The organism is Paenarthrobacter sp. R1 (assembly GCF_030264015.1).
Taxonomy (GTDB): Bacteria; Actinomycetota; Actinomycetes; order Actinomycetales; family Micrococcaceae; genus Arthrobacter; species Arthrobacter ureafaciens.
Genome location: NZ_CP127115.1, coordinates 3578047 through 3602911 on the forward strand (window position 1 = coordinate 3578047; position 24865 = coordinate 3602911).

A 24865-nucleotide genomic window follows, 5' to 3' on the forward strand; every position below is an offset into this window, starting at 1 on the left:
TCCGCTCCGGGCCTACAGTGACGCTTTTTCTGTCCTTTCATGCACCCAGGCAGAAAATTCTTCGTGGCTAAGCTTGGCACCCGTGTAAACCCACGACTTCAGGTCGTCACGCAGCTCGATGTGGATGGTTCCGGCGCCAAGGCCAATACCGACGTGTGGGCCCATCTCATCAAGAGCCAGTGCGGCCACTTCCAGAGGTTCAATCCCGCTGATCTTGAAGTCTGCAGCCCGTCCCGCAATATGCGGGCTCTGATCTGCGCCCTTAATGAGCTCATTCACCGCTGGAGGCCGATACCCCGAAACGATCAACAAAGGGGCTTGGGCACGCTCCTGAATTGCCTGAATTGTTCGCACTAAATCTACGGAGATCCGGGCATACTGGTAGTCGCGTCCTACTTTGCCCACGAAGCTCCCGACCGTGAAATTAGGCGATAAGTGAGTCCGGAGATTGTCCTCGAGCCTGATGAGCGGAACCCGCCCGTCGTCGACCGGATCCGAGTAGGTGATTCCCGCTTCTTCTTCGGCTACAGCCGCGAAGGACGCCCCGGACGGGTAGACTACGGGGCTTGCGCTAAGGGATTTCCCGTTAACATTTTCGTCGCCTTGCATGGCGGATCCTCGTTGATTCTCCATGACACTCCTCGTCGTCCGATCCGGAGTACTTGAACCCCCAGGCAAGCCACCGTGGTGCGATTCTAGTGCACCGATGCCGCCGCTGGTATTGCAGGATTTCAAATTCATTATTCTTTTTGGCTCCGCATTGGACATACCTTGACGGGAAAACCCAAGTCCCTGATTATTGGCATTTCATCAGGTTTAGGAGCGGTGCAGATGACTGAAATGGAAAAGGCTTCTCCCGGCATCGGGTTGGCAGAGGCTATCCAATCGTTAAGGCAGGAGCTTTGGGAGGCCATGGTGGCCGGCACCGGGAGCGAGGTCAGGTTCCGCGTAGACAGCATTGAGCTGACCTTGGAAACCGCGGTAACCAAGGCCGTCGGTGGTAAAGCCGGCATCAAGTGGTGGCTTGTGGAAGCGGGAGCAGAAGCGTCCAGGGAAGCTGCCTCGACGCAGACTCTGAAGTTGTCTTTGAGCCCACTTCACGGCTCGGAGGAACTGCTTGTAGAGGACGACGCCGCGTCGGACGGGCGCAGCTTTGACGACAGTTCAGCTGACGGGGACGCGGGGTAATCCTGTGGTGAGCGTCCTCAGGCGTGCGCCACGTTGTCGGCAAGCAGCTTCGCGTCCATGCCCACCCCGCCCAGGATCGACGAGTAGTGCCTCGTCAGCCACGGGAGTCCCACGACGAATAACCCGGCCTGCTCGGTGACGCCTGCTTTCTGCTTCGGGTAGCCCCACTCATCAAGCAGCGGCATGTTCAGAAAAGAGAAGTCCAGTCCGTACCCCGTCGCCCACACCACGGACGTGATGCCGGCGTCGGCCAGGTTCACGGTAGCCGGCTCGGACGGTAGCCAGTCATCGTAGGGCACGGTCGGCTGCTCGGGTGCGTCAATGCCGGCTGCTGCGATATATCCGTCGATGGCTTTCCGCATCCGGTTGTTGAACCCGGCCTCGACTGTTGCGAGGCGTTCGGGGAGGTCGTCGGTGAAGGTGAGGTCGCCGTCGTCGATGTTTTCCAAACGGCCGTGCAGGTGCATGCCGCGGCGGCCGAGTTCACGGAGGTGGATGTCGTGGCCACCGTCGGTGCCGGAGAGCAGCGGGTTGCAGGCGAGGCGCGCGGCGGGGGAGGGGAGTGCCTCGCGGGTGAGGGCGTTCACGCCGTATTCGGGGCCGTGTTTACCGGTTTCGAGGAGCCAGTAAAGGATGTCGTGGCCGCGGTATCGGCGGGGAGCTTCGGGGCAAGTGGACACGGCAAGGTGGACTTCGCGGCCGGCCTCGTGCAGTTCCTCGGCGATCTGCCCGCCCGACTGACCGGTGCCGACAATCAAGACGGCGCCATCGGGGAGCTGCTGTGGACTGCGGTAGTGGTGCGTGTGGAGTTGCCTGACTTCCTTGGGGAGCTTGGCGGCCATGGCGGGCAGCCTGGGCACCTGGTAGGCGCCGGTCGCGAGGACCACCTTCTTGGCCGCGAGCCTGCCTTGCGAAGTTTCGAAGCTGAAGGTGCCGTTTGAGGCGGAAAGGCGGGTGACGTCCACGCCAGTCAGGACAGGGGCGTTGATTACATCGGCGTAGCGCCTGAGTAGATTGACGACGGCGGTACGCGGCAGGAAGTCGTCCGGGGCGTCGCCGGTGTAGGGCATACCGGGGAGGTCCAGCGTGAAGTTGGGGGTGTTCATGAAAAACCCGTCCCATCGGTCCTGGTAGGCACCGCCGAGGGAGTCGCGCCGTTCGAGGATTTGGTGCTCGACGCCGACCTGCGTGAGCCAGTAGCTGGTGGCGAGACCGGCCTGGCCGGCGCCGATGATCACGGTATCTGGGGCGGATCCCATGGCGTGGATTGTACGCCCGGAGGCGGCGATTGGGGATGGGTTTCGGCATTCGACCGATACGGCCATCTTTCAAGTGACTACCTGTAGGGACTGCCCCCGGTTTGGTTGACTCCTAACCTGGCAGGATTCTGTCCTTCCAGGAAGGATGTTCCTGTGCCTGAGCCCTACCCCGTCGAGTTCCGCCTCGACGTCGTAGCCGTTGCTCCGAAGCATGAAGCCCCGCTGGCGTAAATCGCCGAGGACATCGGGATCTCCGAAGCCACTCTCCATAGCTGGCTGAAGAAAGCCGACGTCGAGGACGGCGTCAGTCCCGGCATGACCGAGAAGGAAACCGCCCAGTCACGGGAGGCAAAGACGCGGATCCGGCTTCTTGAACAGGAGAACGAGATCCTGCGCCGGGCCGCGGCGTTCTTCGCCAGGGAACTGCCCCCAAATGAGCTTCCCGCTGGTCCTTGACCGTGCCGCCGACGGGATGTCCGTGGCGGTGACCTGCCGGGTGCTTGGCTTCTCCAAGCAGGCGTTCTACAAATGGAAGGCCAACCCCGTTTCCGACCGGGACAGGGCTGATGCGCACTGATCAATGCGGCTCTTGACATCCAACGCGACGACCCGGCCTTCGGGTACCGGTTCACCGCCGATGAACTGCCGGCCTACGGCATCAGTGCCGGGGAGAACCGGGTGCAGCGGCTGTGCCGCAGCCAGCGGATTTGGTCTGTTTTCGCCAAGAAGCGGGGCTTGAACCGTAAGGCGGGCCCACCAGTCCATGACGACCTCGTCGGTCGGGACTTTACCGCCGCGGCACCGGACCGGCTATGGCTCCCTGCTGCAGAAAAACGTGCTGGACCGAGAACGCTGGACCTCACGACAGGAACTACGCTTGGCCATCGTGCGACAATCGAAAGCGGCCTCCAAGCCGCCTGAAAACTATCGACCCCGAGAGTCAACGAATCCCGGGGCAGTCCCTCCTTCCCAAGGTTGGAGCCGTGTCCTCCGCGTTCCGTCTCTGGTCTTGCTGGGCTTGGTCTACATGGTGCCGCTGGCGATCTCCAGCACCTACGGCATCGTAGTGGAGCGGACTGGTGGGCGGCTTTCGGCTGCCTATGCCGCGACCCTGGCAGCACCGGATCGAACAGCGGCCTGTCCAGCTCCACAATTCTCCCGAACAAATGCTGTTGGGCATTCTTTCGGGGTGCATTGGCATCAAACGGTGACGTGATTCCGGGGTTCATGTCGAGATAGAGGGATGCCTCCTTATGCCCTGGGGGACGAATCGGCTCCCAGGAAACGGAGATCCCCTTAAGAAGTGTCGACAGGTTTGGGAACGTGACGCTGACCCTCTTAGAAGACGCAATATTTCACGGCTCGGGGTAAATGAAAGAGTGGGATTTGACTAATTCATTGACAAAGTCCAATCGCCGTAGTTGCCTGTTCTCATACGGCTATCACGAATCGATGAGAAGTGCGCCAGCGACAAGCGGCATCCCGATTCGCTTCGATTCTTGTTTTTGGGGGAACAATGAATTTATTGAAAGAACATTCCGCAGCTCTTCATTTCGTATCTCCCGGGTCACCGTCTAGGAACGCCGCATAACCGGATGGCTCTGATCCAGGGCAATCAAGACTCTCTGGACTTAGCTTGAAGTTATTCCCAAATTTGACAAATAGCATGGTCCAGATTGACCTTTGCGCGTTTAGACTACAACTAGCGATGCCATTTGGACTGCTTATCCAGAGTTGCACTGCAGTTTGCGACTCCAGCAGAGGAGGTGAAGAACTAGCTAAAACAGGACAATAATCTTTTGCAGTTTTAATCATTTCGTCGCACAGGCAGTACCCGTCATGGGCATGCTAAAGGCAATGAAAGTAGAAATTAGTTTCGAGGGGGAATAGAGATGAATATTCGACGTACCATTGCAGCAGCGGCTCTCGCGGTGGGGTTGTCGGCAGCCGGAGGTGCAGCGGCGATAGCCGCGACAGTGTCTCCAGCCGAAGGTGGCACCTGGAACTATGGGGTAACAGCTGGAGTGCACCTGTACTCCGACTATTTCAATCAAAACGTTTGTCACGCATCGTCGACGCAAAATGACTGGGGCTACTCGTCCTCGCCAAACATGGCTGCGAACTCGTGGGCGAACAACGCGCAACCTACCACGAGTTTCCAGGACAACCGCGCCTACTACCGTCTTTGCTAATTGAACAGACCTTTGCGCTGCACCGCTTCGAAGCGGTGCAGTGCAAAGGTTATAGGATGAAAAATGTTGAAAATACTTGTCCGTTTTGCCGCTGTGGCAATCGCAGCACTGATTGCTTTGGTTGCCGGTGTCTATTCGGCTGCGGCGGATCTGGACGGTTTGCCGGACGCTGACTATGTGGCGTCAATGCGTTTCGACAACAGTCCAATGCCGCGTGGTGAAGTCATTGCCTCACTGGACCAATACGCTGACTCTGCTGGCGTCGGCATAATTAGAGTGGCAAGCGCCCCAGATGACTTTTTGGACAAACGACTTGCATTTGTGTTCGGCTCCGGAGGAATCCGAGATACGGAGATTGATTGGTTCTCCCCAACGATGAGCGGAACAGTCGCCAAGTCCAGCGAGCTTGGCTTCACATCCCTGAACGGCGTATACGCAATAAAGGGGAGCGATTCTCAAGCGAAATCCTTCCAAACTTGGGCGAAGAGCGAGCTAGGAGCCGACGCTGCCCTGAAGGAAAAAACAACAGTTGGCTTGCTCACGTATGCACTCCTGACAGTTGGAGCATGGGTGCCGATGTCAGCAGCAATACTGTTGCTGGGAGCGATCGTCATGTCCTGGTACGTTCTGCGTGCTCACGGCCGAGAGTTGCGGGTCTTGGCCGGTATGCGCCTATCAACCGTCGTCTTAACGGACCTTCGTTCGCTATTCGGAGCGTTAGCCGTGCCTGTTGTGGCAACCTTCGCGATTTCCGTCCTAGGCATAATAGTCACCGGGTTTGGTCGAGCGGGATTCTTCATCTCGACACTCATGCTGTTTACTGGTGCGGTCACAGCCTTCGCCGTCGCTGTTGCCCTGATCATGGGGATGCTCTCCCTGCCCACTGTGCGTGATATTGCGGCCAGAAGACCTTCTGAGCGAGGTTCGTGGGTGATCAGCGAAGTCCTGAAAGTAGCTGCCGTAGTCATCGTGGCCGCAATCGTGCCCACAGCGTCGGGTGTGGTGACAAATGCTTCCGCTGCTACCGCTCAGGGCGCGCTATGGGAATCTATGGGGGACAGCGTAACTGTCCGTGTGGCGAACCGCTTGGGGGACGCCGAAAGTGCGGCGTTCGCCGGTCTCATCAGGGATCTTGTGAGGCGGGACGCCGCAATGTTCTCCATGTCATTGAGCTCCGACACGGTCAACTTAGTAGATGAAGCGGCTGGAAAAGATCTTGAAGATCTCGGCTTCGACAGCGTCGTCCTTACAGGGGAACCCTTCCTTGATACCGTCAATCGTGCGGGCGGAGCCACCTGGGAACTTGTCAGTGCTGTCCATTCAGTTCAAGAGCTGCCTGATTCGATCCGGGGTCAACTTCTACCGAATCTGGAGCTGTGGACCACGTCGAGAAAAGCACCGGATGTTCGCTTCTACGGCAGCACCGGTGAGGCCCCAATCGCTGTGTCAGGAGGCAGGGCGGGAACGCTGGACACGAATCAGCTCCCTCTGATCATCTCAGTAAATGATCTCACCCAGTTCGACGACGCCTTCCTGGCTTCAGCCATGAGCAGGGGAAATATTGTGTTCACTGATCCGGAACAGTTAAAAGCGCTAGTAGAGCAGCGGGGAATAAGCTCGGACATCCTATCAATCGACCGGATCGCAGACCTGGGCCTGTACGATGCGCAGACGAAACAGCGAAACGCTCAACTCGGTGCCGCAGCAATTGCCATTGCAGTATTAGCGCTCGTTATGTGCCTCAGCGTAACGGCTTGGATCTTCGCACTTCTGAGACGTCATCGGTGGTTCGTTCAACGCACCGCGGGATTATCGTGGAGGTCCATTCTTCAGCCAAGAATGTTATGGGAAGCAGGTTCCGCTCTTTTATTCGGCTCGGCGATGGCTATGTCGTTTGGGGCGGCCTCTCCGTCTAATATCTGGATCTCCGGCATCGCCCCGTTCGCATATTTGACCGTTGTATGGCTCATTCATCAATGGGCTGCGACCATAACATTCCGCACTACACTCGCACGGAGAGGATAGTCATATGCAATTACGTGCCGATGGAGTTTCGATTGTCATTGACGGCAAGTCCGTCCTGAAGTCTGCTACCGCACAGGCCGAACCAGGACGAATGCTCGTTCTGGCAGGTAAGAGCGGCAGTGGAAAGACAACTCTCCTGAACGTTCTTGGACTGTTGAGTCGCACGGATGCTGGCACCGTTGTAGTCGGTGGACAGGACGCCACAAAATGGAATGACGCCCGCCGTCGCCGTTTTTGGCGAGACCATGTTGCATTCGTGTTCCAAGACTACGGACTTATAGATGAATCAAGCGTGGAGTACAACGTAACGGTCGGCCGACGCGGACTATTTGGTCTACGGCAGCCTGACCGCAAACGTGCTGACCAGGTCCTCAGCCACGTTTTGCTGTCGGGTCGTGGGAAGGAACAGACTGCTCGGCTCAGTGGCGGCGAGAAACAACGCGTCGGCCTGGCACGGGCGATGTTCCGCGGCGCCGATGTCGTGCTCGCAGATGAACCGACTGCGTCGCTCGATCGAAGAAACCGTGAACTAGTTATCAACTTCCTCATAGAGGAGGCCCGTCGGGGCGCGACCGTCGTCGTAGCCACACACGATGAGGACCTCATGGCCGCTGGCGACGATCTTATCCTGCTCGGTGGAGAGCCAACCCCGAGCCAGCGGGATTCTCATCTCTCGGTATGACTGAGGCGGCTCAAGATCTTCCTCCGATACAGCGGAGAGCAAGCGATAACTCGCCCCTGTTGAACTAGAGGATCTTCGCCAGCCGCGTGCACTCCACCCACAGCCGCTTCCGCGCGGCCAGGTCGGAACCCATGCCTGGAGTTGGCAATTCCTTGCGCTTCGCCCAGAGTTTGCCCGTCACCGCAGCAGTCTCCGGCGACGTCGCCAGCCACACGGGCGTATCTGCGGCTTCCTCAGCCGGTTTGCTGAATGTGTTTGTCAACCAGCGGAAGGGGCCGCGCACGTCCTGCAGCAGGCCCGTGTTTTTGATAAGGTCCGGGTGCACGGCATTCACCACTACGTTGGACTCGCGAAGGCGCTCGGCGAACTCCTGCGTCAACAGAACCCGGCCGAGCATGGTTGGCGGCGTGGAGCGGGTGAAACTGTATTTACCCTTGGCGCTTTGCAGATCCTCGAAGTCGATCTTGGTGACTTGTGGGCCACCCGAATACTTCGACGCAATATTGACCACCCGCGACGTCCACGCATCCTCGGCGCTCCCGAGCTTGAGCGCGTCCGTGAGCTGATTGGTCAGCAGGAAGTAGCCCCATCACGTTGGTGGCGAACGTGACCTCCAAACCGTCCGGCGTCACCTCACGCTCCTTCCGGAAAACACCGGCGGCGTTGACCAGCACATTGAGCTTCTGGTGCCGGGACAGGAACTCGTCCACTGCTTGCCGGATCGAGGCCTGGCTTGAGAGGTCACAGGCCAGCGGCTCCAGCGCGGCGTTCGGAACTTTGCCACGAATGTCGCGCATCGCGCCTTCTGCCGGGCAGCCGTACGGCCAACCACGACGACGGTCCCTCCTTCTCGGGCCAGCGCAGTCGCGATGGCCTTGCCAAGGCCGCTGGTGGAACCGGTCATAAGTGCTGTTCGTCCGGTCATGGAGGACATAGCTCGATCACAGCACTTCCGGTCGTGTTTGGCGAGAGTGCGTTGGTGGGGGAGCCTACTTTTTTGGCTTGTTCGCCTTGGCTTTAGGCGCCTTGGGCGGGAACTCTGCCACATGGGCGAAGGCACGTGCCACCCACGGCTCAGCCTGTGCAGCATCGCTGTTCCATGCTTCGGGCAAGCCGACGTAGCCGCCCATGGGCCGTTCCTCCGGCCCGAAGGGTTGGGTTACTTCTTCAGCTTCCAGTGCGGCCCTGTCAGCGTCGGAAAGCTTCACGCCGATTGTGGGGCCGAATAGGCCTGCGAACATGTTGCCGTTCACGAACGCACCCAGGTTGCCGAACATCGGTTCCTTGTCTTCCTCTGAGGGCTCGGGCATCTGCATAATTTGAACTCCTGCGTCGTGAGGAACTAATGGGGTGCGGCAATTACGGCCAGGATAAGTCAGTCAGACTCCAGCCGCGCCAGCGCCCACTCCCACGCAATCAGCTCCTGTTCCAAGCGGACCCCGTCGCCATAGGTCCCGGCCTGGAGCGCCTCATACACGAGGGCTTCGTCAGGAGTCAGGCGTGTCAACGCAGCACGCGAAGGCGACGCCTCCATGCTCCACGCGTCCCGGTGCGCCAGGAGAGTCGCTTCATCCATGAGCACGCTGGACACATGCGGGTGCACGGATCGGAGCTGGTCCAAGATGCGGAAGCCGTGAGTGTCCAAGTCACCCCAGTAGAGAACCTGACAGGACTGCAACCAGGCAGCGTCCCTCAATGATGAGAAACCGTAGCCCTTACCGAAGATGGCGAGTGTCCCGTGCCGCTCTTGCAAAGCAAGGAAGTTTACGAGGTTCTCAGTGATGATCACATGGGTGACCGGGAGCCGGAGCGATTCAAAGGCCGAGGCTGTCACCGTAATGTCCCGCGCATCACCGAGCAGCGGTATGGACGGGTCCAATAGCCGGAAACGCACCTGCTCAGGCTGATGGAGGAAGCCGTGGCGCTCCGCGAAACGAGCTGCGGGAGTGCGGGCTATCGGCGTGCCAAGGACAGAGTCGTCAAGGCCCGGGTCTGCCGCATCTGAATCGTCGTCCAGAGGCAATGTTTCTGCCAGGACGGGCCTCAGCGCCTCCACCATCTCGTCAATTGTCCTGCGGTGGGCCTCGATGAATTTGGTGTGCACGCCGGGCAGACGCAACTGCCTCACATAAACGGAGGGGGAGGGGTGATCCCTAAGCCAGAGCGCCACCCGGGCAGCGAGCAAAGCGTCTTGACCTAGAACCAGCAAGTGCTTCGGACGTTTCGCCGCCCAGGCCTGGAGCGCCGGGTCCAAGCCGCCCAGCTCGGCGGCCAAGGACAGAAACTGCTTCGTTTCCCGCTGTTTGCCGGCGAACTCAATCTCGTCCTCCACAGAAGCAAACACAGCCACAGCGGGAAGGCGGTTTGAACCGATAGTGGTGCGGCCGACGTCGGCGGTTTCCAAACTGAACGGACCCTCTGCGGCGAAGAGCCTGGCTGCCCAGTCGCGGGCGGCCGCGTAGTCATCGCGCAGTTCGGTAGCCGATGGGCGCTTCAACACCCGGCGGCGTGGATAAACCCCGCTTGGATCAATAGCTTCCCGCAGGAGCTGCCCCCGATCCCACGCGGTTGCAGACAGCGCTCGCAAGTCAGCCAACGAGGTCCACCGGGAAGCAGCTGACTTACCCGGCACGCCGCTCCCGTTCCTCACGGTACTCAGTGATGGTCATGTTCCGAAGTTGGGAATCGTTGCCGTTGGTGTTTGCAACAAAGCCCACGTGTGCCACAAACGGCTCGATGACATTGATCTTCTGCAGTGGGGTCACGATCAGCAGCTGGAGCTTCATGCGTTGGAACAGCTTCATGCCGTACCGTGCGGACTCGTCGGAGCCACGACCGAAAGCCTCGTCGATCACCACGAACCGGAAACTCCGGCCCTTCCCGGAACCGCCTCCCCGCGCAGCTCCCTTCCCGGCCGCGAGCCCAAACTGGAACGCCAACGCCGCCGCCAGGATGGTGTACGCGAGCTTTTCCTTCTGGCCACCGGACTTGCCGCCCGAATCGGTGAAGTGCTCAAATTCCTCGCCGGTCTCCGTCCACCTTTCGGAAGCTGAAAAGGTAAACCAGTTCCGCACGTCAGTAACCTTGGCCGTCCAGCGTTCGTCAAGACTGGTGAATCCCTCGCGACCCCGGAAGCGTTCGATCAGACGTTCAACCTGCAGATACTTCTGCTCCGAGTACTGCTCGTCGTCGCCGATGGTGCCCTCGGAGCAGGCACGCAAGTCAATCCCGAACTGCCTCACATCAAGATCTAAAGAGCTTTGGTGCTCCAGTTGGATATGACGGCCCGGGTTGTATTGGATCTCCGCAAGCGACTGGTTGATCTCGCTGATGCGGTTCACGATGTCCTGCCGCCGGCTGTCCAGGAACGCGTTGAACGCAACCACCTCGTGGATGGTGTTCTGCGTCAGCGAGTCCTTGAACCGTGCCTCGAATCTCGGCAGGTCATCACGCTCCAGCTGCCCAAGCAGCCGATTGAACTCTTCGGCCGCCTCCAACGTCGCGTCGATGTCCGTTGTTTCGTTGGGGTACTTGTTACGGAAATCAGCCATGAGCCGGATCGTGGTGGCACTCGCTGTCGCGATCCGTTTCGTCAGAGCATCGATCCTTGCGGTCAGACTGGACCGGACCGAGCTCTCGGCCGGGCCAGTGTTGCGGTAGGTCAGCGCTTTATCACCCAAGGCCTCGGCGGTGAGCCGCGCTACCGCCGCCAGCACATCGCCGTCGTCCGTTAGCGGTTGTTCCGTGAGCGTCAGGCGGCATTCCTCAATAGCTGCAGCGATTTCCCGGGCAGCATTTTCATTGCCACCGAGCCTCTGCTGAACCCTATCCGAGCGCTCCTGCAATCGCTCGATGCGGACGGACACCTCCGATTCCTTAACAGTCAGTTGCTGCAACACACTGCTAGCCGACTGAAGCTCGAGCTTCTCATCCTTGAGCTCCTGAACCCTGCGGGCGGTCAGCTGCCAGGCGATGTCGGAAAACTCAGCCACGGACCCGACGTTGCCCAGCAACTGCCGCATCCGTCCCATGTCACCGAGCCCGGCGTCTACCTTCGCCAACTGGGTGCCGACACTGCGGTGCTTGCCATCGATGTGGTCACGCTCGGCCCTGATGCGGACGATCTTGTCGTGGTTGTCCCAGCCGAGCACGAAGGTGCGCCGGTCCATGAGGCCCTTGCGGTCGTCCTTCTCATGCCGCCCCCGGGCGCCCTTTATCTGACCGTTGATCGTCAGGGCCTTGGGATACCGACGGAACTCATCCATGGTGTCGCAGCACATGTAATCGAACCGCGCGCTGAGCTCGTCCAACAGGAAATCCCGGAAGGGCGTGCCCTGCTTGATCGCGATCTTCGCCCCCAAAGTCCCAGGTGCGGGCGGCCGCGATGAATAGGAGTCACCCACCTTCCGGTACACCAGTCTCCCTTTGAGATCATTGGCATCCACCCACGAGGCAACAGCCGCGTAGTGCTCCGTTGACACCAGCAGGGACAGCGCAAGGCTCCGCAGCGTGCGTTCGGCAGCACCCTCCCACTCGGCCTCGCCTTCGCGGACACGCAGCAGCTCCGCTGCGTAGGGGAGCGCGGACTCGGCAATGCCAGTGCCCTCACAGATACGACGCCGGAGCTCAAGTTGCGGGCGTTCCAGCAAGGTGGGGCGGGAGCCAAGGCTGGCAAGCTCGGCATCCAGATCGTCCCGTCGGGCGGCGAGCGCGTTGAGCTCTGAATGCAACGCCGTGCGCTGCTCCTGCAGCTTGGCCGCCTTGGACGCGAGGTTTCCCTCCACCTCGCCCAGCCGGGCCCGGTTCGCGTCGAAGAGCACGCGGTCTTCGGGGGCATGGAGTCCAAGCTCGACGGCGGCAGCCGCGTAATCCTCGAAACGGTTGCGTTGCTTCTTGGCCGACTCCTCAAGTCGGGAGACCTCCGCGTCAATCGCGGCGAGCCTGCCACCACCGCTTGTACGGATGTCCTCCTGGACAATCGCGAGCTCGTGCCGGAGCCGGGCCATGTCCGAGGCCAGCTGGGCGCTGTCTTCGCGAAGCTTCTGACCAGTCCGCTCCAGCTCCTCCTGATGTTCGAGGCTTAACGTAAGTTGCTGGTCGGTGAACCAGGGATGCAGCTGGTCGCGTTGCCGGCGGGCCTGGTTTTCTTCAGAACTGAGCTTCCGGTGGGTGGCGGCGCCATCGCGGATCGGTTTCAAAAGCTCGATCTGGTCTCTAGCCCGGACCACAGCCTCGTGCGCTTTCTTCAGATCGTCAAAATGGCTGATCAGCTTGTTGATACGTGTCTGGACGTCATCGTCTTCCAGCATGTTGGTGCGCACGAAGTGGGTGATGTTCTCCACCTGCTTCATGGAAACAGTGCGGTGGAACAGCTCCATTGCCTGGTTGCCGCTGATGCCAAAGTGGCGTTTAAAAGCCGCGGCATAGGGATCAAAAGTGTCGTAGACAGAGACGCCCGCGGCGCGGAGCTTCTTCTTCAACTTGGCGGGGTCCTGCCCGAAGTTGGAGAAGTCTTCCGCGATGGATTGCTCGCCCTCGGCAAGGGAATAGAAGCGTGTGGGCTGTCCAGCCTCCTGCATGGTCCAGAGGGTGATGCCCAGCGTGATGGTCTTGTCCATGACGGCGTTATGGAAGACCCCAAGGACAACAGTGAGCGTGCCGGGCGCTCGCAAGGCAACCGGCTTCGAGTACTCGCCGCCCGTACTGCGCGTGCTCTTATGGAAGCCCCGCACATAAGACATTAGGGTCCGTTCACGCTTCTGAGCCCCTGCCGCCTTGTTGTACTCAATCCGGTTGGCAGGAAGCAGGAGCGTGGTGATTGCATCGACTACCGTTGACTTTCCGGAGCCAATGTCGCCTGTCAGAAGGCTGTTGGCCCCGTCCAGACGGAACGTGCGCACACCGCCGTGGAAGGTGCCCCAGTTGAGCAGCTCCAAACGGTGGAGTCGGAACCCGGGCGGAAGGCCGCCGTCGTTCGCTTGTTCGTCGGAGGGTTCCTCGTCGGGCTCCTCGAGAGTAAAGAGGCTGTCCTGAACGTCAGTGCTCATGGTTATTTGCTTCCGGTGAGTGATTCACGGTAGTCGGCCAGCCGCGCGTCGAACTCTTCCAGCCACTGAGCATCAACGTACGCCTTCAAGATACGCGCTACCTCGTAAGTCCCCGTTTCGCCGCGGAGCTTCCTCAAGAAGCCGAGCTCCACCACCTTCTTGATGTTGGTGCCTAGCCGGTCCAGAATCCTGGCCTCGTTACTGGACTCCGGCAGGAACACTGCGACCATGTCCTTTAGCTCCTCCTCCGTCATGATCAACCGGAGTTCACTGCTGTTGGTATCGAACTCCAACAACCGTTTCCTGAGTAGAACAAGCAGCAAACTCACATCGAAAGTAAGCTGCCTGCGCGGAATAAGCCGGGGGAGCGTGCCTTCGGGATCCTCCCGGGACCTCAGAAAAGCGTAGCCCTCGGATTCGTCCAGAATCAGGTTCAGCCCCAGTACTGCCACATAATCGCGCACGTGGGACGTCAAGGCGAGCAACGATTGCCAGACCTTCTCGTCAGTCTCCGCGTAGACCACACCCTTGAACAGCTTGGTCACGATTCCCGGCAACTCTTCCGGACTGGACGTTTCGCTTGCAGTATTCATGCCGGCCTCACAAAAATGATCTGATCGATGACTGCTGCCCGGACGCTGCCATCCTCCAAAGTCCAATGGAGGCGCTGCGTAGTTTCGGGGTTGATGCTGGCCCAGTCCGACTCCGCAGCGAGCTGGTAGTACGCCACAATCTCCGCGAGCCCTTGGGACAACGGATGGGCCGCCGTGATGTCCGCCAGCGTCGCCTGGTTCTCCTCCTCGAGGACACTTTCGATATTGGACTTCAGGCGCTCACGGTCCACATGAAACTGACTGAACAGCGCGCTCGCATCCAGATCCTGATCATCTGCGGTAACAACATCATCCATCACCATCACGCGGCTGCCCGGCTCGTAAAGAGGCCGCTCGAACGGTAAGGCGACGTCCACGGAGGACGCTTCAATCTCCATGGCAAAGTTCGACGGCGGCTGGTCCCGTTGGTCCAGCGCGTTCGCCTCGATGCTTCGGATAAGTTGCATGATGCGTTTGTTCTCGAGGAAGACTTTGTCGTCCAGGAGGCGTCGCATCTGTTGCGAGAGCTGTCTAACCGTGGCCTGTGTTTGCTCCACTGCGGGTAGCCAATCCTGGTGGAGGTTGGTGATGGTGTGGAGGTTATCCATCCGGGCCAAAGCCTCGATCCGGGTAGCCCTGTGGAGGAGGTCGTTGAGTTCTCTCCTCAGCTGCGGAGACATGAGGTAGTCCCAGAAACCCTGGAACGTGCGGCCTTGGAGCGAGCTTCCGATGTCTTGCTGGTTGGCGAAGATCGAGTCCAGGAGTTCTCCTTGGCTGCCGTCCCACGTAGCAATCTGCTCCCGGACCTGTCTGTCCAGTTTTCGGAAGTTCTGCTCAACTTCGCGGAAGTCGGAGAGCAGGTCCTTTGCCAGGGTGGTGAGCTGTTGGAAGTGGTCCAAGGCCTCCGGTGCAGTCATGACTTTGAGGTCTCCCTCACGAATCCGGTGCATCTCGGCATCAATCTGGTCCCGTTGCTGTTGAAGTTCAGCCAATCGCACGTCCGGGTCTGTCTCTGACTGCTGTACGAGGGTCTTCAATACGGCAAAGATGCTTGTCAGCCTCGATTGGGTGGCCACAAACTCGCGGCCTTTGAGGCTCTCAACCCAGCGCACCACGTCTTCAGCCGCCGGAGTAAGGTCGTAATGCGGTTCGTCTTCGCCTTGGACGTAGTACTTTCGCAGCCAAGCGCGCTCAGACGCGGCCCAGTCATCCAGGTACTCCGAGGCGTTGCGGGGAAACTTCTCCTCCCCATAGGTTTCCCGTACGCCGAACAAGACATCGTCCAGAACGTCAATCAGCTGTTGGCGCCCGACGTTCCGCTGATTGGGGTCCGTGAAGGCGGACATGAAGAAGTGCAGGGCGAGGGGCGCGTTTTGGGCTCGAAGCAATGCCCAGCCTGCATGCTTTTCGCGCAGCGCGTTGATCGCGTAGTAGTCCATCTGGCCCTTCAACAGTTGGTCCTTCTTGCCTTGGACAGGGTTCCTGCTTCAAAGGCTAAGCCAGATCACTGACAGTTTCTTCTTGCTCCAACCCCCATCGGATTGATTAATCTGCTCCAGCACTAGCTATCCCCGCAGAAGTCTGTACACTTGACGGTGTTGTTGTGTTTGGCATTTCGTAGTTCAGGCAGTCCCCGGGGTCCTTTGGATCGCGGTCTACTGAAGTAACGGTGGAGAACACCCCACACCCGGAGACCCGAAAGTCGGGAAGCATCTCCACCTTCAGTAAGGACTGAAATTATGGCTACAGGTACCGTCAAGTGGTTTAACGCTGAAAAGGGCTTCGGCTTCATCTCCCCGGAAGATGGCAGCCAGGACGTTTTCGCTCACTACTCTGCAATCAACTCCTCGGGCTACCGCTCCCTCGAAGAGAACCAGAAGGTTTCCTTCGACGTCGAGCAGGGCCCCAAGGGTCCCCAGGCAGTGAACATCCAGGCTATCTAGTCTTCGGATAACAAAAAGCAGGGCCGGTCTCATGACCGGCCCTGCTTTTTGTCGTTCTCAACGTATATATGTACTACTGTGCCTTAACCAACTAGAACACATATCCACATAGCGAATTACATGCATGTAATTCGTTTCCGGAACCCCATAGCGTTGGTAGCAACAAGCCGATACGCAAGGGGTACTGATGATCTGCCCGAACACTCACAACAGCCAACTGAAGCCACGCTTCCACCACCTAGAGGATTCCAACCACCACCTAATTCGGCTCAAACAGACCGTGTTCGCGGCCCAATTGGCCTGTGCAGGGTTCTTTTGGACCCCTAGTCCCGATTTTCGGGCTTAGTCTCCGGGGTGAGCCGCGTGCCGGTGATGGTGGGAAACAGAAGGTTGGATCGGGTGTTCGATACAGAAGTTCAGCGCATCCTCGACTACGTGGGGCACGGCATCGGGGTGCGCATCGTAGGTGCCCCCGGCAGTGGAAAAACAACGGTGGCTTCAAGTGCAGTGTTTAACTTGGAGAAGACAGGGTTCACCATTCACGCAGTCGCGGGCTTGAGGACCCACCGGGCCATTCCGTACGCCGCGGTCAAAGGTCTCGGGATGGAGATGCGCCCTGGCCGGAGCGGAGTGCTGGACCTCGCGGATGTTTTGGCAAGCCAGCTCGCGAAAGCCGGCAAACATCTGCTGCTTGTGGACGACATTCACTTACTGGACAACGAGTCATTAGCCGTCCTGGAAGCAGTCCGGCAACAATCGGCCGCCCCGATGATCGCCACGGCACCGGAAACGCACGCCTTCACTCGCGGAGAGCTGGCGGTCCTCAACCAAGGTCGGGAAGCAATCCTTCAACTGGATCCGCTGCATTACGAGCAGGTCCACGCGCTCGTAGCGCGCGTGCTTGGAGGTCCCGCGGACATCGACACCACCGCGAGAATCCTCACCAAGTCGGGCGGCAACCCGAGGCTCGTCGTGCGGATCGCGGAAACAGCATCCCTGAGCAACCTGCTTGTCCGGCGCGATGGGTCGTGGCAGATGTCCGGGACGTCACTGTGGAACGACCACCTTCGCGGAACTGTCGAAGCGCTTTTGGCAGAGCTCCCGCTCGAGGACGTCAACGCCCTGCACAGCATGGCTATCCTCGGAACGGCCCGCATCGATGTCCTGCAGAAGATCGTGTCCGCGGATGCTTTGGACAGCCTTGAGCGCCAGGGCTTCCTCTCCATCATGGACGACCACCATAACGGCACTATTGCGGCCATCAGCCCACCGGTGATCGTGGACTACTTCCGGGGCAGGCGCACTCTTCGAGACCGGCACATGTTGAGAACCAAGATCGCGGGCATGCTCGACTCCACACCACAGGTACCTGGAATCGAAGCCACCACCGCGGACTGCCTCACTCGGGTGCTTTCGGCGTTGCGCTCGGAACGTGGCAACGACGACGCCGTCACGGCAAGGCACTTCCACGATCACAGCGCCGTCCGCGAACGGTCGCGCTTCGAACGATGGGAAATCAACAAGACCGCCGCGAATGCAGCAGCCCTGCTCCGTGTTTACTGGGGCGCCCCGGTGGACCCGGTTCGCGCCGCGCGCGTCCTCGAAGAAACATCAACGCACGACGCCGACCCCTCGGACCTGCTCTTCCTCACCATCACGAAGGCCCTCCTAGCGATCCAGGCGGGCGGGTTGAGTGCCGCCGTCGAGGTTTTGCAGCAGTTTGCCGAAGCGCATCCGGAGCAGAAAGCAGAAGCCAACGCGGCCATCCAGTTCCTCAGCGCCTCCCACGGCCGTGTGCCGCAGCCGGACGCGGGAAGCTCGCCATATGCGGAAAGTTCCGAGGAGAAGCCCGGAACACTCGAGGTCCTCACCCAGGCGTTGGTGGAGCTGTACAGGGGTAGGCCGCTTGAAGCACTCCGAATTGTTGATGCAGCAGAGGATGACGAACTCTTCCCGCATCTGCGGCCATTCATCAAGGGCTTCGGACTTTTCGCGGCGGGCAGGATCGACGAATCGCTGGTCTTCGCGCTTGACTGGCGTGGCGAGGCCCGGAAGAACCTCGACCAGTTCGGAGTGGTGACCAGCAGCTACGTCGCCGCCCACGGGTTGCTTTACAGCGGACACTTTGACGAAGCGGAGTACCTCATGAGCAGCGTCTTTGCCATGGGACGGCCGGGGTTCGTGGTGGACATTCTCTACGACGCCATGCTTCGGCTCGCCGGCCTGCGGCAAGCGACCACCACCACAACGGCTACCGTGTCCATCGCCGCGCAGGCGCGGGCGGGAGTGCCCGATGTCGGGCCGTTGCCCGGGGTGGGAAAGGGCGTCTACGTCCTCATCGCCAAGGAGAACCAGCAGCCCGCGGTGTTCGATCGGCAGGCCAGCAGACTCATCAAGCGGCAGCTGAGGAGCGGCTACGCGCTGGAAGCGATGATGGCCGCCCTGCTGTTCACTTGCCTGGTCCCCGGACGCCAGGTGTTGGATCTGCTGCAAAGGATCCTCCGGGGAAGCGGTGTCACTGTTCATGACCCGTTCATGGCGATTGCCGCTGCTGTGGTGGAAGGCGACCACCAGCTCCTTGGCCTTCTCCTGAAGCACTACGGGCCCGACGCGGACGTCTACCAAATCGGCATGCTCCTCAGGAGCGCCCTCAAACGGCGCGTGGTGGAAGGCGACAACGTCGCAGCCGAAGCGTTGGCCAAGGCATCGTCATCATTTGCCGCCAGGTTCCCCAGTGCCAACGAACAGCTGGCGTTCAACACCTTCGAGGCCAGCTCGCTGACCGAACGGGAAATCGAGGTGGCTGCGCTTGCCGGGTACCTGTCCAACGTGGAGATCGGGGAGCGGCTGAGGATCAGCGCACGCACAGTGGAGAACCACATCTCCAATGCCCTCCGGAAGACGGGGGCAACGTCCAGGACAAGTTTGTTCATCCTGGTGGGCAATACGTTTCCGCCCAAGTGACCCTCGATAGGCTGGCTGGGTGAACAACCCGCCCGCGCTGACCCGCAGACTCGGTACTTTCGACGCTTCCTTGATTGGCCTCGGATCCATGATTGGCGCCGGGGTGTTCGCGGCGTTCACTCCGGCAGCCGCGGCCGCCGGTTCGGGCCTGTTGGTGGGCTTGGTGGTTGCCGCCTTCGTGGCGTTCTGCAACGCTACGTCCTCAGCTCAATTGGCCGCTGCGTATCCGACGTCGGGTGGCACCTACGTGTACGGGCGCGAGCGACTCGGTCCGTGGCCGGGCTTCCTGGCAGGTTGGGGATTCGTCATCGGCAAGACCGCCAGCGCTGCCGCCATGGCAATGACCTTCGCCGCCTATGCCGCGCCGCCCGGTTGGGAGCGGCCGGTGGCGATTGCCGCCGTCGTACTTCTCACGGCAGTGAACTACCACGGGGTGACGCGGACAGCGGGCCTGACGCGGATCCTCGTCATTGCCGTACTGGGTGCCTTGGCGATCGCTGTTGCAGCGTGCTGGGGCGGGAACGGGCTGGCGCTCGACAACGTGCTGGGGGAAGGGCTGCTGGCGCACGGTTGGTACGGGATACTGCAGTCGGCCGGTTTGCTGTTCTTTGCTTTTGCCGGGTATGCGCGGATCGCGACCATGGGCGAGGAAGTCATGGAGCCGCGGCGGACCATCCCCCGGGCCATCACCATTGCACTGGGCATCACAGTTGTTGTCTATGCGGTGATCGCCGCGACCGTGCTTTCCGCTTCTGGGCCCGACGGCGTGGCCGGTAACCCAACGCCGTTGGCGGCCGCCGTCGAGAGCGGGACGTTGGCGTGGGCATCACCGGTGGTGCGTGTGGGTGCCGCCGTTGCCTCGCTCGGAGCGTTGCTGGCACTCATTGCCGGCTTGGGGCGAACGAGTCTTGCCATGGCACGCGAGTACGATCTTCCGCACGCCCTCGCCGCCGTTCATCCCCGGTATAAGGTTCCTCACCGGGCCGAACTCACCGTTGCCGTGGTGATTTGCCTGGTCATCGTTGTGGCGGATCTTCGAGGGGCAATCGGGTTCTCGTCATTCGGGGTGCTGCTGTACTACCTGGTGGCGAACATCGCCGCGTTCACGCAACCCGACGAGGACCGGCGGTATCCGAAGGTGCTGCAGGTCTTGGGTGCGGCTGCATGCGTCGCCCTGGTGGCTACGCTGCCGCCCCTGTCTGGGGGGTTGGGTGTGGCGATGTTCGTTGTTGGGATCGTGTACCGGATGGTGCGGCTGCGGACTCGGTAGGTGGGGCACGCGTTAGGTGGGGCACGCGTTAGGTGGGGGCACGCGTTCGGTGGGGCACGGCTCCACCGTGGGGTTAGGAACGATGGAGCCGTGCTTTGTGCTCCCTACGCCTGGAACGGATGGGGGTTCCCGCCGGACACCGGGTCTCCCGTTCCGGAAGCACACTCCGAGAGTAAGGGCAGTTTTTGGGCCTAGGTGTCGGTTCGATTTTCCTAGGTGGTGGAACTATGGCTTTTTGGGGTGGAACTATAGCTATTTGGGCCATTTCTCCTTGGCTGTCGGCAAAAATAGGTGCTTGAGGATGTTTCCTAGGTGGTGGTGCGGCTATGTTTTGGCGGCCTGATTGGACCCGGCTGGCAGAATGGCCGTATGACTGACACCCCGGTACCCGCCGTCGAACTGCGCATCACAATCAGCGACACTGAACCGGCTATCTGGCGGCAGCTGGTACTCCCGGAGAGCGCAACCCTTGAAGATCTGCACGAGGCGATCCAAGCGGCGTTCGGCTGGAACAACGCACACCTTTACGTCTTTTACGGAACGGAGCCCAGCGGAAGGCGGCGAGCCATAGGGGTGCTCGACGATGACTCCCCGGAAGGTGCTGAATCCGCGGGAGAGGTCGGGCTAATTGAGCTGTTCAACCCGGCTTCGCCTGGTGAGTCGGCATTCGAGTACGAGTACGATTTCGGTGACAGCTGGACTCACCAGATCGATGTCATCGGCACAGTGGAGCTTACTGCAGTTACCATTCTCTGCACTGGCGGTTCAATGCGCGGGCCGGTGGAAGACTCCGGCGGTGTGCACGGATACGCCAACGTAGCCCGCGTAATAGGAGAGCCGAACCATCCGGAACATCGGGATGCCGTTTTCTGGTTCGAAACGGTGACCGGGGAGAAGGCCACCGGGTTTGATCCATCCGCCTTCGACCTGGAGGGCGTGAATACGGCGTTGGATCGACTCGCGCGCAGGCTTTGGGCCAAGCCGCCTTCGCCCGAAGACATGAACGAGGTCCTTGAACCCCTCCTCTGGCTGTTGCGGGAATCCGATCCGGACGGGCTGGACCTCACATCGGCGGGATGGCTTAAACCAGGCATCATCAAGCGGATGATGACAGACCTCAAGTGGGACGACGACTGGTTCGGAACTGGCCGCAACGAGGTCAACATTCCCCATGTCATGGACCTCCGGGAACAGCTGCAACGCTGGAAGCTGCTGCGGAAGTACAAGGGTAAGTTGCTGCTTACGCCTCTGGGCCGTCGTGTGGTCGAGGAACCCGCGGCGCTTTGGGAATTCCTTGCGGACAGGCTTGCGTCCCCGGACACACCTGCGGACGAGGTGGTTATGAGGCTCCTTGTTCATTGGGAGCTCACTGGAACAGAACCAGGCTGGATGATGATCGACGAGGTAGTCCGCTCCGAGCTTACTTTTCGCGGCTTTGTCATGACGGAGGGCAACGGCGGTATCCCGTTGAACCTGGCCCGCGATCTCTATTTGGACGTACGGCGGCCCCTGGGCTTGTTGGCTCTCTGGGGCTCCCGCATGCGGCGAGGTCCAGAGCCGAAGCTTTCCGACGCCGGGATCAAGTTCTTGTTGGACGTACAGCGACGCTTGGACGCCAGCCAACGCTGACGTCCAAGTTACGCGCCGTCGCTACTTCTCACAGGCAATGCCGTCACCGTCACTGTCGAGCGCGTAGATGTCGGATCCAATAACGGTCACGGGCCCGCGGACGTACGCCGGGCCGTTGCCCTTGCCGCCGGCACAGTCGACGTCCGAGGCAATAGGAACGCAACCCGTGTAATTGGGGTCGCAGTTGCCCTGTGCCGGTGCCGGAGGTGCAGCCTTTGAAACTGCGGCCTTGGCTGCCGCCTGGTCTGCAGCAGCTTTAGCAGCTGCGGCCTGGGCGGCGGCAGCTTGATCAGCTGCCGCTTTGTCGGCGGCGGCCTTGTCCGCGGCAGCCTTTTCCGCCGCGGCTTTCTCTGCATCTGCTTTTGCTGCGGCCTCGGCTGCGCGTTGTTCCGACAGCTTGGTGGCGGTTGCTGAGTCCAACCAAGTCAGTTTGCCGCTCTGATCAACGGCGCAAGTGTACGTGTCACCTGTCCCAACTTTGGTAGCTTTTTCTGCCGTGCACGATGTCCCGGCAATCTTGGGAGGTGTCGGCGTTGGACTCACCGATGGGGACGCCGTCGCAGTGCCCACAGAGCTGGTACTGGCCGTCGCTCCTGAGCCGCAGCCGGATAGCAGGATCAACAGTGATCCCGCGGCAACCATCCCAATCGCTTTCGAGGCGAACAGCGATTTGCCCCGGAAATGCTTGTTTTTGGCTGTGTCGTTATCGCGTTTTTTCAACTTAGTGCCCCCTTTATGCTGCGCCGATGCGGTGGCGCGTGGAGCGACCCTAACACCTCCCAAAACGGCAGCGGCAGGGGCAGTGCTCTATGACTTCCATAGGGACAAAAATTACGTATTTCCGATATGTGTTAGTACATCGAAGCTGTGTCGCAAGGGTGAGAGGCGCGGTTGACGAAGGGCGTGAACCGGCAAGGATTCTGCTTGACCCGATTCACCGCCAACGTGCTCCTCGTCCCCACGGCTTCAACGCTCGTCCCGACGGTTGGCCGGCTGTCTTCGAGCAGGTGCCCTGAAAGGGAAGAGTAGGTAAACAGCAGGTTCTCCTTTTTGTCACAGGCCGGCGATAGACTCACGGTCTACGGACGCGCTGGGGCGTTCCTTATGCTGGGGGTCTATTCAATGAGTGCAGTCGGGGCTGGATTACGCGCGCTTAGTCACGGACGACGGCGGCGCCCAGCGGCGGTGAGGACTGTCGCCGTCGGGCTTGGGCTGGCGCTGGTTGGTTCGCTAGGGCTGGTAGGTTCGCCGGCCATCGCGGACGCGGTTACTGACGTAGTTCCCGTCGGCACTAAGCCATCAGCAGTGGCCGTGAACTCCGTGACTGGTAAGGCCTATGTAGCCACGGACTATGGAGTTTCCGTGCTGGACGGTGTGGCGTCAGCGGGAATTCTGTACCAGGGAGACCGACCCATGGACGTTGCCGTGAATGAGGCAACGAACAAGATCTACGTCAGTGAGACCGACGGGTCAGTTGCGGTGGTGGACGGCGTTTCCCGAGCAGTCGCATCCGTGCCTGTTGGCTCGTCGCCGGGTGTTGTCGCGGTCAATCCGGTGACGAACAAGATCTACGTTGGCGTGAAAAGCGGGGTGACCATCATTGATGGTTCCACCTTGGCTACGTCGTCAGTGTCGCTCGCAGGGGGAGCGCAGGACATCGTCGTGAACCCGGCCACCGGCAAGGTGTATGTCCTGTCCGGCGGAACAATCCAGGTTCTGGGGGCTGGCGGAACGGTAACTGCCTCCGTCAACATCGGAGCCGGCGGCATTCTTGCGCTCGCGGTAAACCCCGGGACAAACAAGATCTACTTCACAACTCTGGGCCGCTATGGTGCCGGGGTCCGCGTGATCGACGGCACCGCAGACACGGTCACGGATACCATGCCTTCCGCCAACTTGGTCGGTCAGCTCGCCGTGAACCCAGTGACGAACACGGTCTACGTGGCCGGTGACAGCACCTCCATCGATGGCTTTGTCCAAGTCATTGATGGCGCGACGAAGAAGCAGGTCGCCCAACTCCGGACGGCATCGCGCATTCGGGACATCGTGATTAACCCGGCCAATAACAAGGCGTACGCGAGCCTGTCCGGCAGGGGAGTGATGGTGGTGGACGGCGACACGCTTCGGGTGAGTTCGGTCTTTACGGGCCAGGAGCCGATTGACGCTGCCGTGAACGCAGCCACGGGTCAGGTGTATGTGGCTAACAACAACAGTTCGTCGGTGTCCATCATCGATCCTGACGTCGCCGCTCCTGTGAAGAACGACTTCAATGGCGACGCCCACTCGGACGTCCTGGCCCGGGATGCTGCCGGAGCGCTTTGGTTGTATCCGGGCAACGGATCCGGTGGCTGGCTTCCCCGTATTCAGGTTGGCGTGGGCTGGAACGTGATGACGGCACTGGTGTCGCCGGGTGACTTCGACGGTGACGCTCTGCCCGACGTCCTGGCTGGTGACAGTGCCGGGGTGCTTTGGTTGTATCCGGGCAACGGATCGGGTGGGTGGCTTCCGCGGGTTGCCGTAGGTCAGGGGTGGAATGCCATGACCGAGATTGTCGGCATCGGTTCGTTCTACGGTGGCGGTTTCGCTGACGTAGCAGCGCGGGACGCTAGCGGGACTTTGTGGCTGTACCGGGGAGACGGGCGTGGCGGCTGGCTTCCGCGGATGTGGATTGGGTCGGGCTGGAACGGCATGTCCGAACTCACCGGCGTAGCGGACTTCAACGGCGACGGCGTCACTGACCTCGCTGCCCGCGACAGCTCCGGCGCTCTGTGGCTCTACCCGCCGAACGGTATCGGCGGATGGCTTCCACGTCAGACGATCGGCCAGGGCTGGAACGTCATGAACTCTTTGACTGGACCCGGTGATTTCGACGGCGACGGACGGGCCGACATCCTTGCACGCAACCCTTCTGGCGAGTTGTGGCTGTACTCCGGCGCCGGGGGAACGGCATGGCCGTCAGCGACCCGGGTGGGCACGGGGTGGAACGGAATGACGGCGATTCTGTAAGACGAACATTGTCTCAATGATTCGAGGAATTGAGACACGACTATTAGGACGACGAATGCCCCGGCAA

General features: G+C 60.4%; 19 protein-coding genes and 2 pseudogenes. 10 read left to right on the top strand and 11 right to left on the bottom strand.

Annotated features, from left to right (window positions below; genetic code table 11):
- Positions 1-12 precede the first annotated feature (12 nt).
- A complete protein-coding gene (locus QN084_RS17295; protein ID WP_207605002.1) occupies positions 13-633 on the bottom strand; it encodes a D-Ala-D-Ala carboxypeptidase family metallohydrolase in 621 nt (206 codons plus the stop codon).
- A gap of 198 nt (positions 634-831) precedes the next feature.
- Between QN084_RS17295 and QN084_RS17300 the strand changes: the two genes are divergently transcribed.
- Positions 832-1188: a trypco2 family protein gene (locus QN084_RS17300; protein ID WP_069694848.1), complete on the top strand. Its 357-nt coding sequence runs from the start codon at positions 832-834 to the stop codon at positions 1186-1188.
- A 17-nt stretch (positions 1189-1205) separates the two neighbouring features.
- Here the strand turns inward: QN084_RS17300 and QN084_RS17305 are convergent, their stop codons facing one another.
- Entirely contained in the window at positions 1206-2447 is a 1242-nt protein-coding gene (locus tag QN084_RS17305; RefSeq protein ID WP_069694876.1) for a flavin-containing monooxygenase, read from the bottom strand.
- 153 nt (positions 2448-2600) lie between these two features.
- On the opposite strand from QN084_RS17305, the pseudogene QN084_RS17310 reads away from it, so the two are divergent.
- The 4 genes and pseudogenes from QN084_RS17310 to QN084_RS17320 all read left to right on the top strand — a co-directional run.
- A pseudogene (locus QN084_RS17310) lies at positions 2601-3266 on the top strand (transposase); the annotation flags it as partial.
- A 1073-nt stretch (positions 3267-4339) separates the two neighbouring features.
- Positions 4340-4639, top strand: coding sequence for a lactococcin 972 family bacteriocin (locus QN084_RS24090; RefSeq protein WP_079941104.1), 300 nt, complete (start codon positions 4340-4342; stop codon positions 4637-4639).
- Between the two features lie 63 nt (positions 4640-4702).
- Positions 4703-6664: a bacteriocin-associated integral membrane family protein gene (locus QN084_RS17315; protein ID WP_069694847.1), complete on the top strand. Its 1962-nt coding sequence runs from the start codon at positions 4703-4705 to the stop codon at positions 6662-6664.
- Positions 6665-6668: 4 nt separating this feature from the next.
- On the top strand, positions 6669-7346 hold the full coding sequence (locus QN084_RS17320; RefSeq protein ID WP_285750483.1) for an ABC transporter ATP-binding protein: 678 nt from the start codon (positions 6669-6671) through the stop codon (positions 7344-7346).
- A 64-nt stretch (positions 7347-7410) separates the two neighbouring features.
- Here QN084_RS17320 and QN084_RS24095 read toward each other — a convergent pair whose 3' ends face one another.
- The 8 genes and pseudogenes from QN084_RS24095 to QN084_RS17350 all read right to left on the bottom strand — a co-directional run bounded on the left by QN084_RS24095 (position 7411) and on the right by QN084_RS17350 (position 15437).
- Positions 7411-7857 carry a Rossmann-fold NAD(P)-binding domain-containing protein gene (locus QN084_RS24095; protein ID WP_259362886.1) on the bottom strand — a complete coding sequence of 149 codons (447 nt, stop codon included), beginning with the start codon at positions 7855-7857 and terminating at the stop codon, positions 7411-7413.
- The gene (locus QN084_RS24100) at positions 7775-8143 is read right to left on the bottom strand and encodes an SDR family NAD(P)-dependent oxidoreductase (protein ID WP_259362887.1); all 369 of its coding nucleotides are present in this window, start codon (positions 8141-8143) and stop codon (positions 7775-7777) included. Before QN084_RS24100 ends, QN084_RS24095 begins: the two co-directional genes overlap by 83 nt.
- 50 nt (positions 8144-8193) lie before the next feature.
- Positions 8194-8436 (bottom strand): annotated as a pseudogene (locus tag QN084_RS24105) (hypothetical protein); the annotation flags it as partial.
- Positions 8336-8662: a TfoX/Sxy family protein gene (locus tag QN084_RS17330; RefSeq protein ID WP_069694845.1), complete on the bottom strand. Its 327-nt coding sequence runs from the start codon at positions 8660-8662 to the stop codon at positions 8336-8338. The gene QN084_RS17330 and the pseudogene QN084_RS24105, both read right to left, overlap by 101 nt.
- Before the next feature lie 59 nt (positions 8663-8721).
- Entirely contained in the window at positions 8722-9996 is a 1275-nt protein-coding gene (locus QN084_RS17335) for a Wadjet anti-phage system protein JetD domain-containing protein (RefSeq protein WP_083261984.1), read from the bottom strand.
- Entirely contained in the window at positions 9968-13393 is a 3426-nt protein-coding gene (locus tag QN084_RS17340) for an ATP-binding protein (RefSeq protein ID WP_083261983.1), read from the bottom strand. Before QN084_RS17340 ends, QN084_RS17335 begins: the two co-directional genes overlap by 29 nt.
- 2 nt (positions 13394-13395) lie before the next feature.
- Positions 13396-13986, bottom strand: a complete 591-nt coding sequence (locus QN084_RS17345; RefSeq protein ID WP_069694843.1) for a DUF4194 domain-containing protein — start codon at positions 13984-13986, stop codon at positions 13396-13398.
- A complete protein-coding gene (locus tag QN084_RS17350; RefSeq protein WP_083261982.1) occupies positions 13983-15437 on the bottom strand; it encodes a DUF3375 domain-containing protein in 1455 nt (484 codons plus the stop codon). The genes QN084_RS17345 and QN084_RS17350 overlap by 4 nt, the downstream gene beginning before the upstream one ends.
- Positions 15438-15725: 288 nt before the next feature.
- On the opposite strand from QN084_RS17350, the gene cspE reads away from it, so the two are divergent.
- The 4 genes from cspE (at position 15726) to QN084_RS17370 (ending at position 21792) form a co-directional block, all read left to right on the top strand.
- Entirely contained in the window at positions 15726-15929 is a 204-nt protein-coding gene (gene cspE, locus QN084_RS17355; protein ID WP_021472668.1) for a transcription antiterminator/RNA stability regulator CspE, read from the top strand.
- Between the two features lie 399 nt (positions 15930-16328).
- Positions 16329-18893: a LuxR C-terminal-related transcriptional regulator gene (locus QN084_RS17360; RefSeq protein ID WP_259362888.1), complete on the top strand. Its 2565-nt coding sequence runs from the start codon at positions 16329-16331 to the stop codon at positions 18891-18893.
- 19 nt (positions 18894-18912) lie between these two features.
- Positions 18913-20163, top strand: coding sequence for an APC family permease (locus QN084_RS17365; RefSeq protein WP_069694842.1), 1251 nt, complete (start codon positions 18913-18915; stop codon positions 20161-20163).
- 369 nt (positions 20164-20532) lie between these two features.
- Complete coding sequence (locus tag QN084_RS17370) at positions 20533-21792, top strand: plasmid pRiA4b ORF-3 family protein (RefSeq protein WP_069694841.1); 1260 nt, start codon at positions 20533-20535, stop codon at positions 21790-21792.
- Between the two features lie 21 nt (positions 21793-21813).
- Here the strand turns inward: QN084_RS17370 and QN084_RS17375 are convergent, their stop codons facing one another.
- Complete coding sequence (locus QN084_RS17375; RefSeq protein ID WP_259362889.1) at positions 21814-22212, bottom strand: hypothetical protein; 399 nt, start codon at positions 22210-22212, stop codon at positions 21814-21816.
- Between the two features lie 765 nt (positions 22213-22977).
- On the opposite strand from QN084_RS17375, the gene QN084_RS17380 reads away from it, so the two are divergent.
- A complete protein-coding gene (locus QN084_RS17380) occupies positions 22978-24798 on the top strand; it encodes an FG-GAP-like repeat-containing protein (protein WP_069694840.1) in 1821 nt (606 codons plus the stop codon).
- Positions 24799-24865 lie beyond the last annotated feature (67 nt).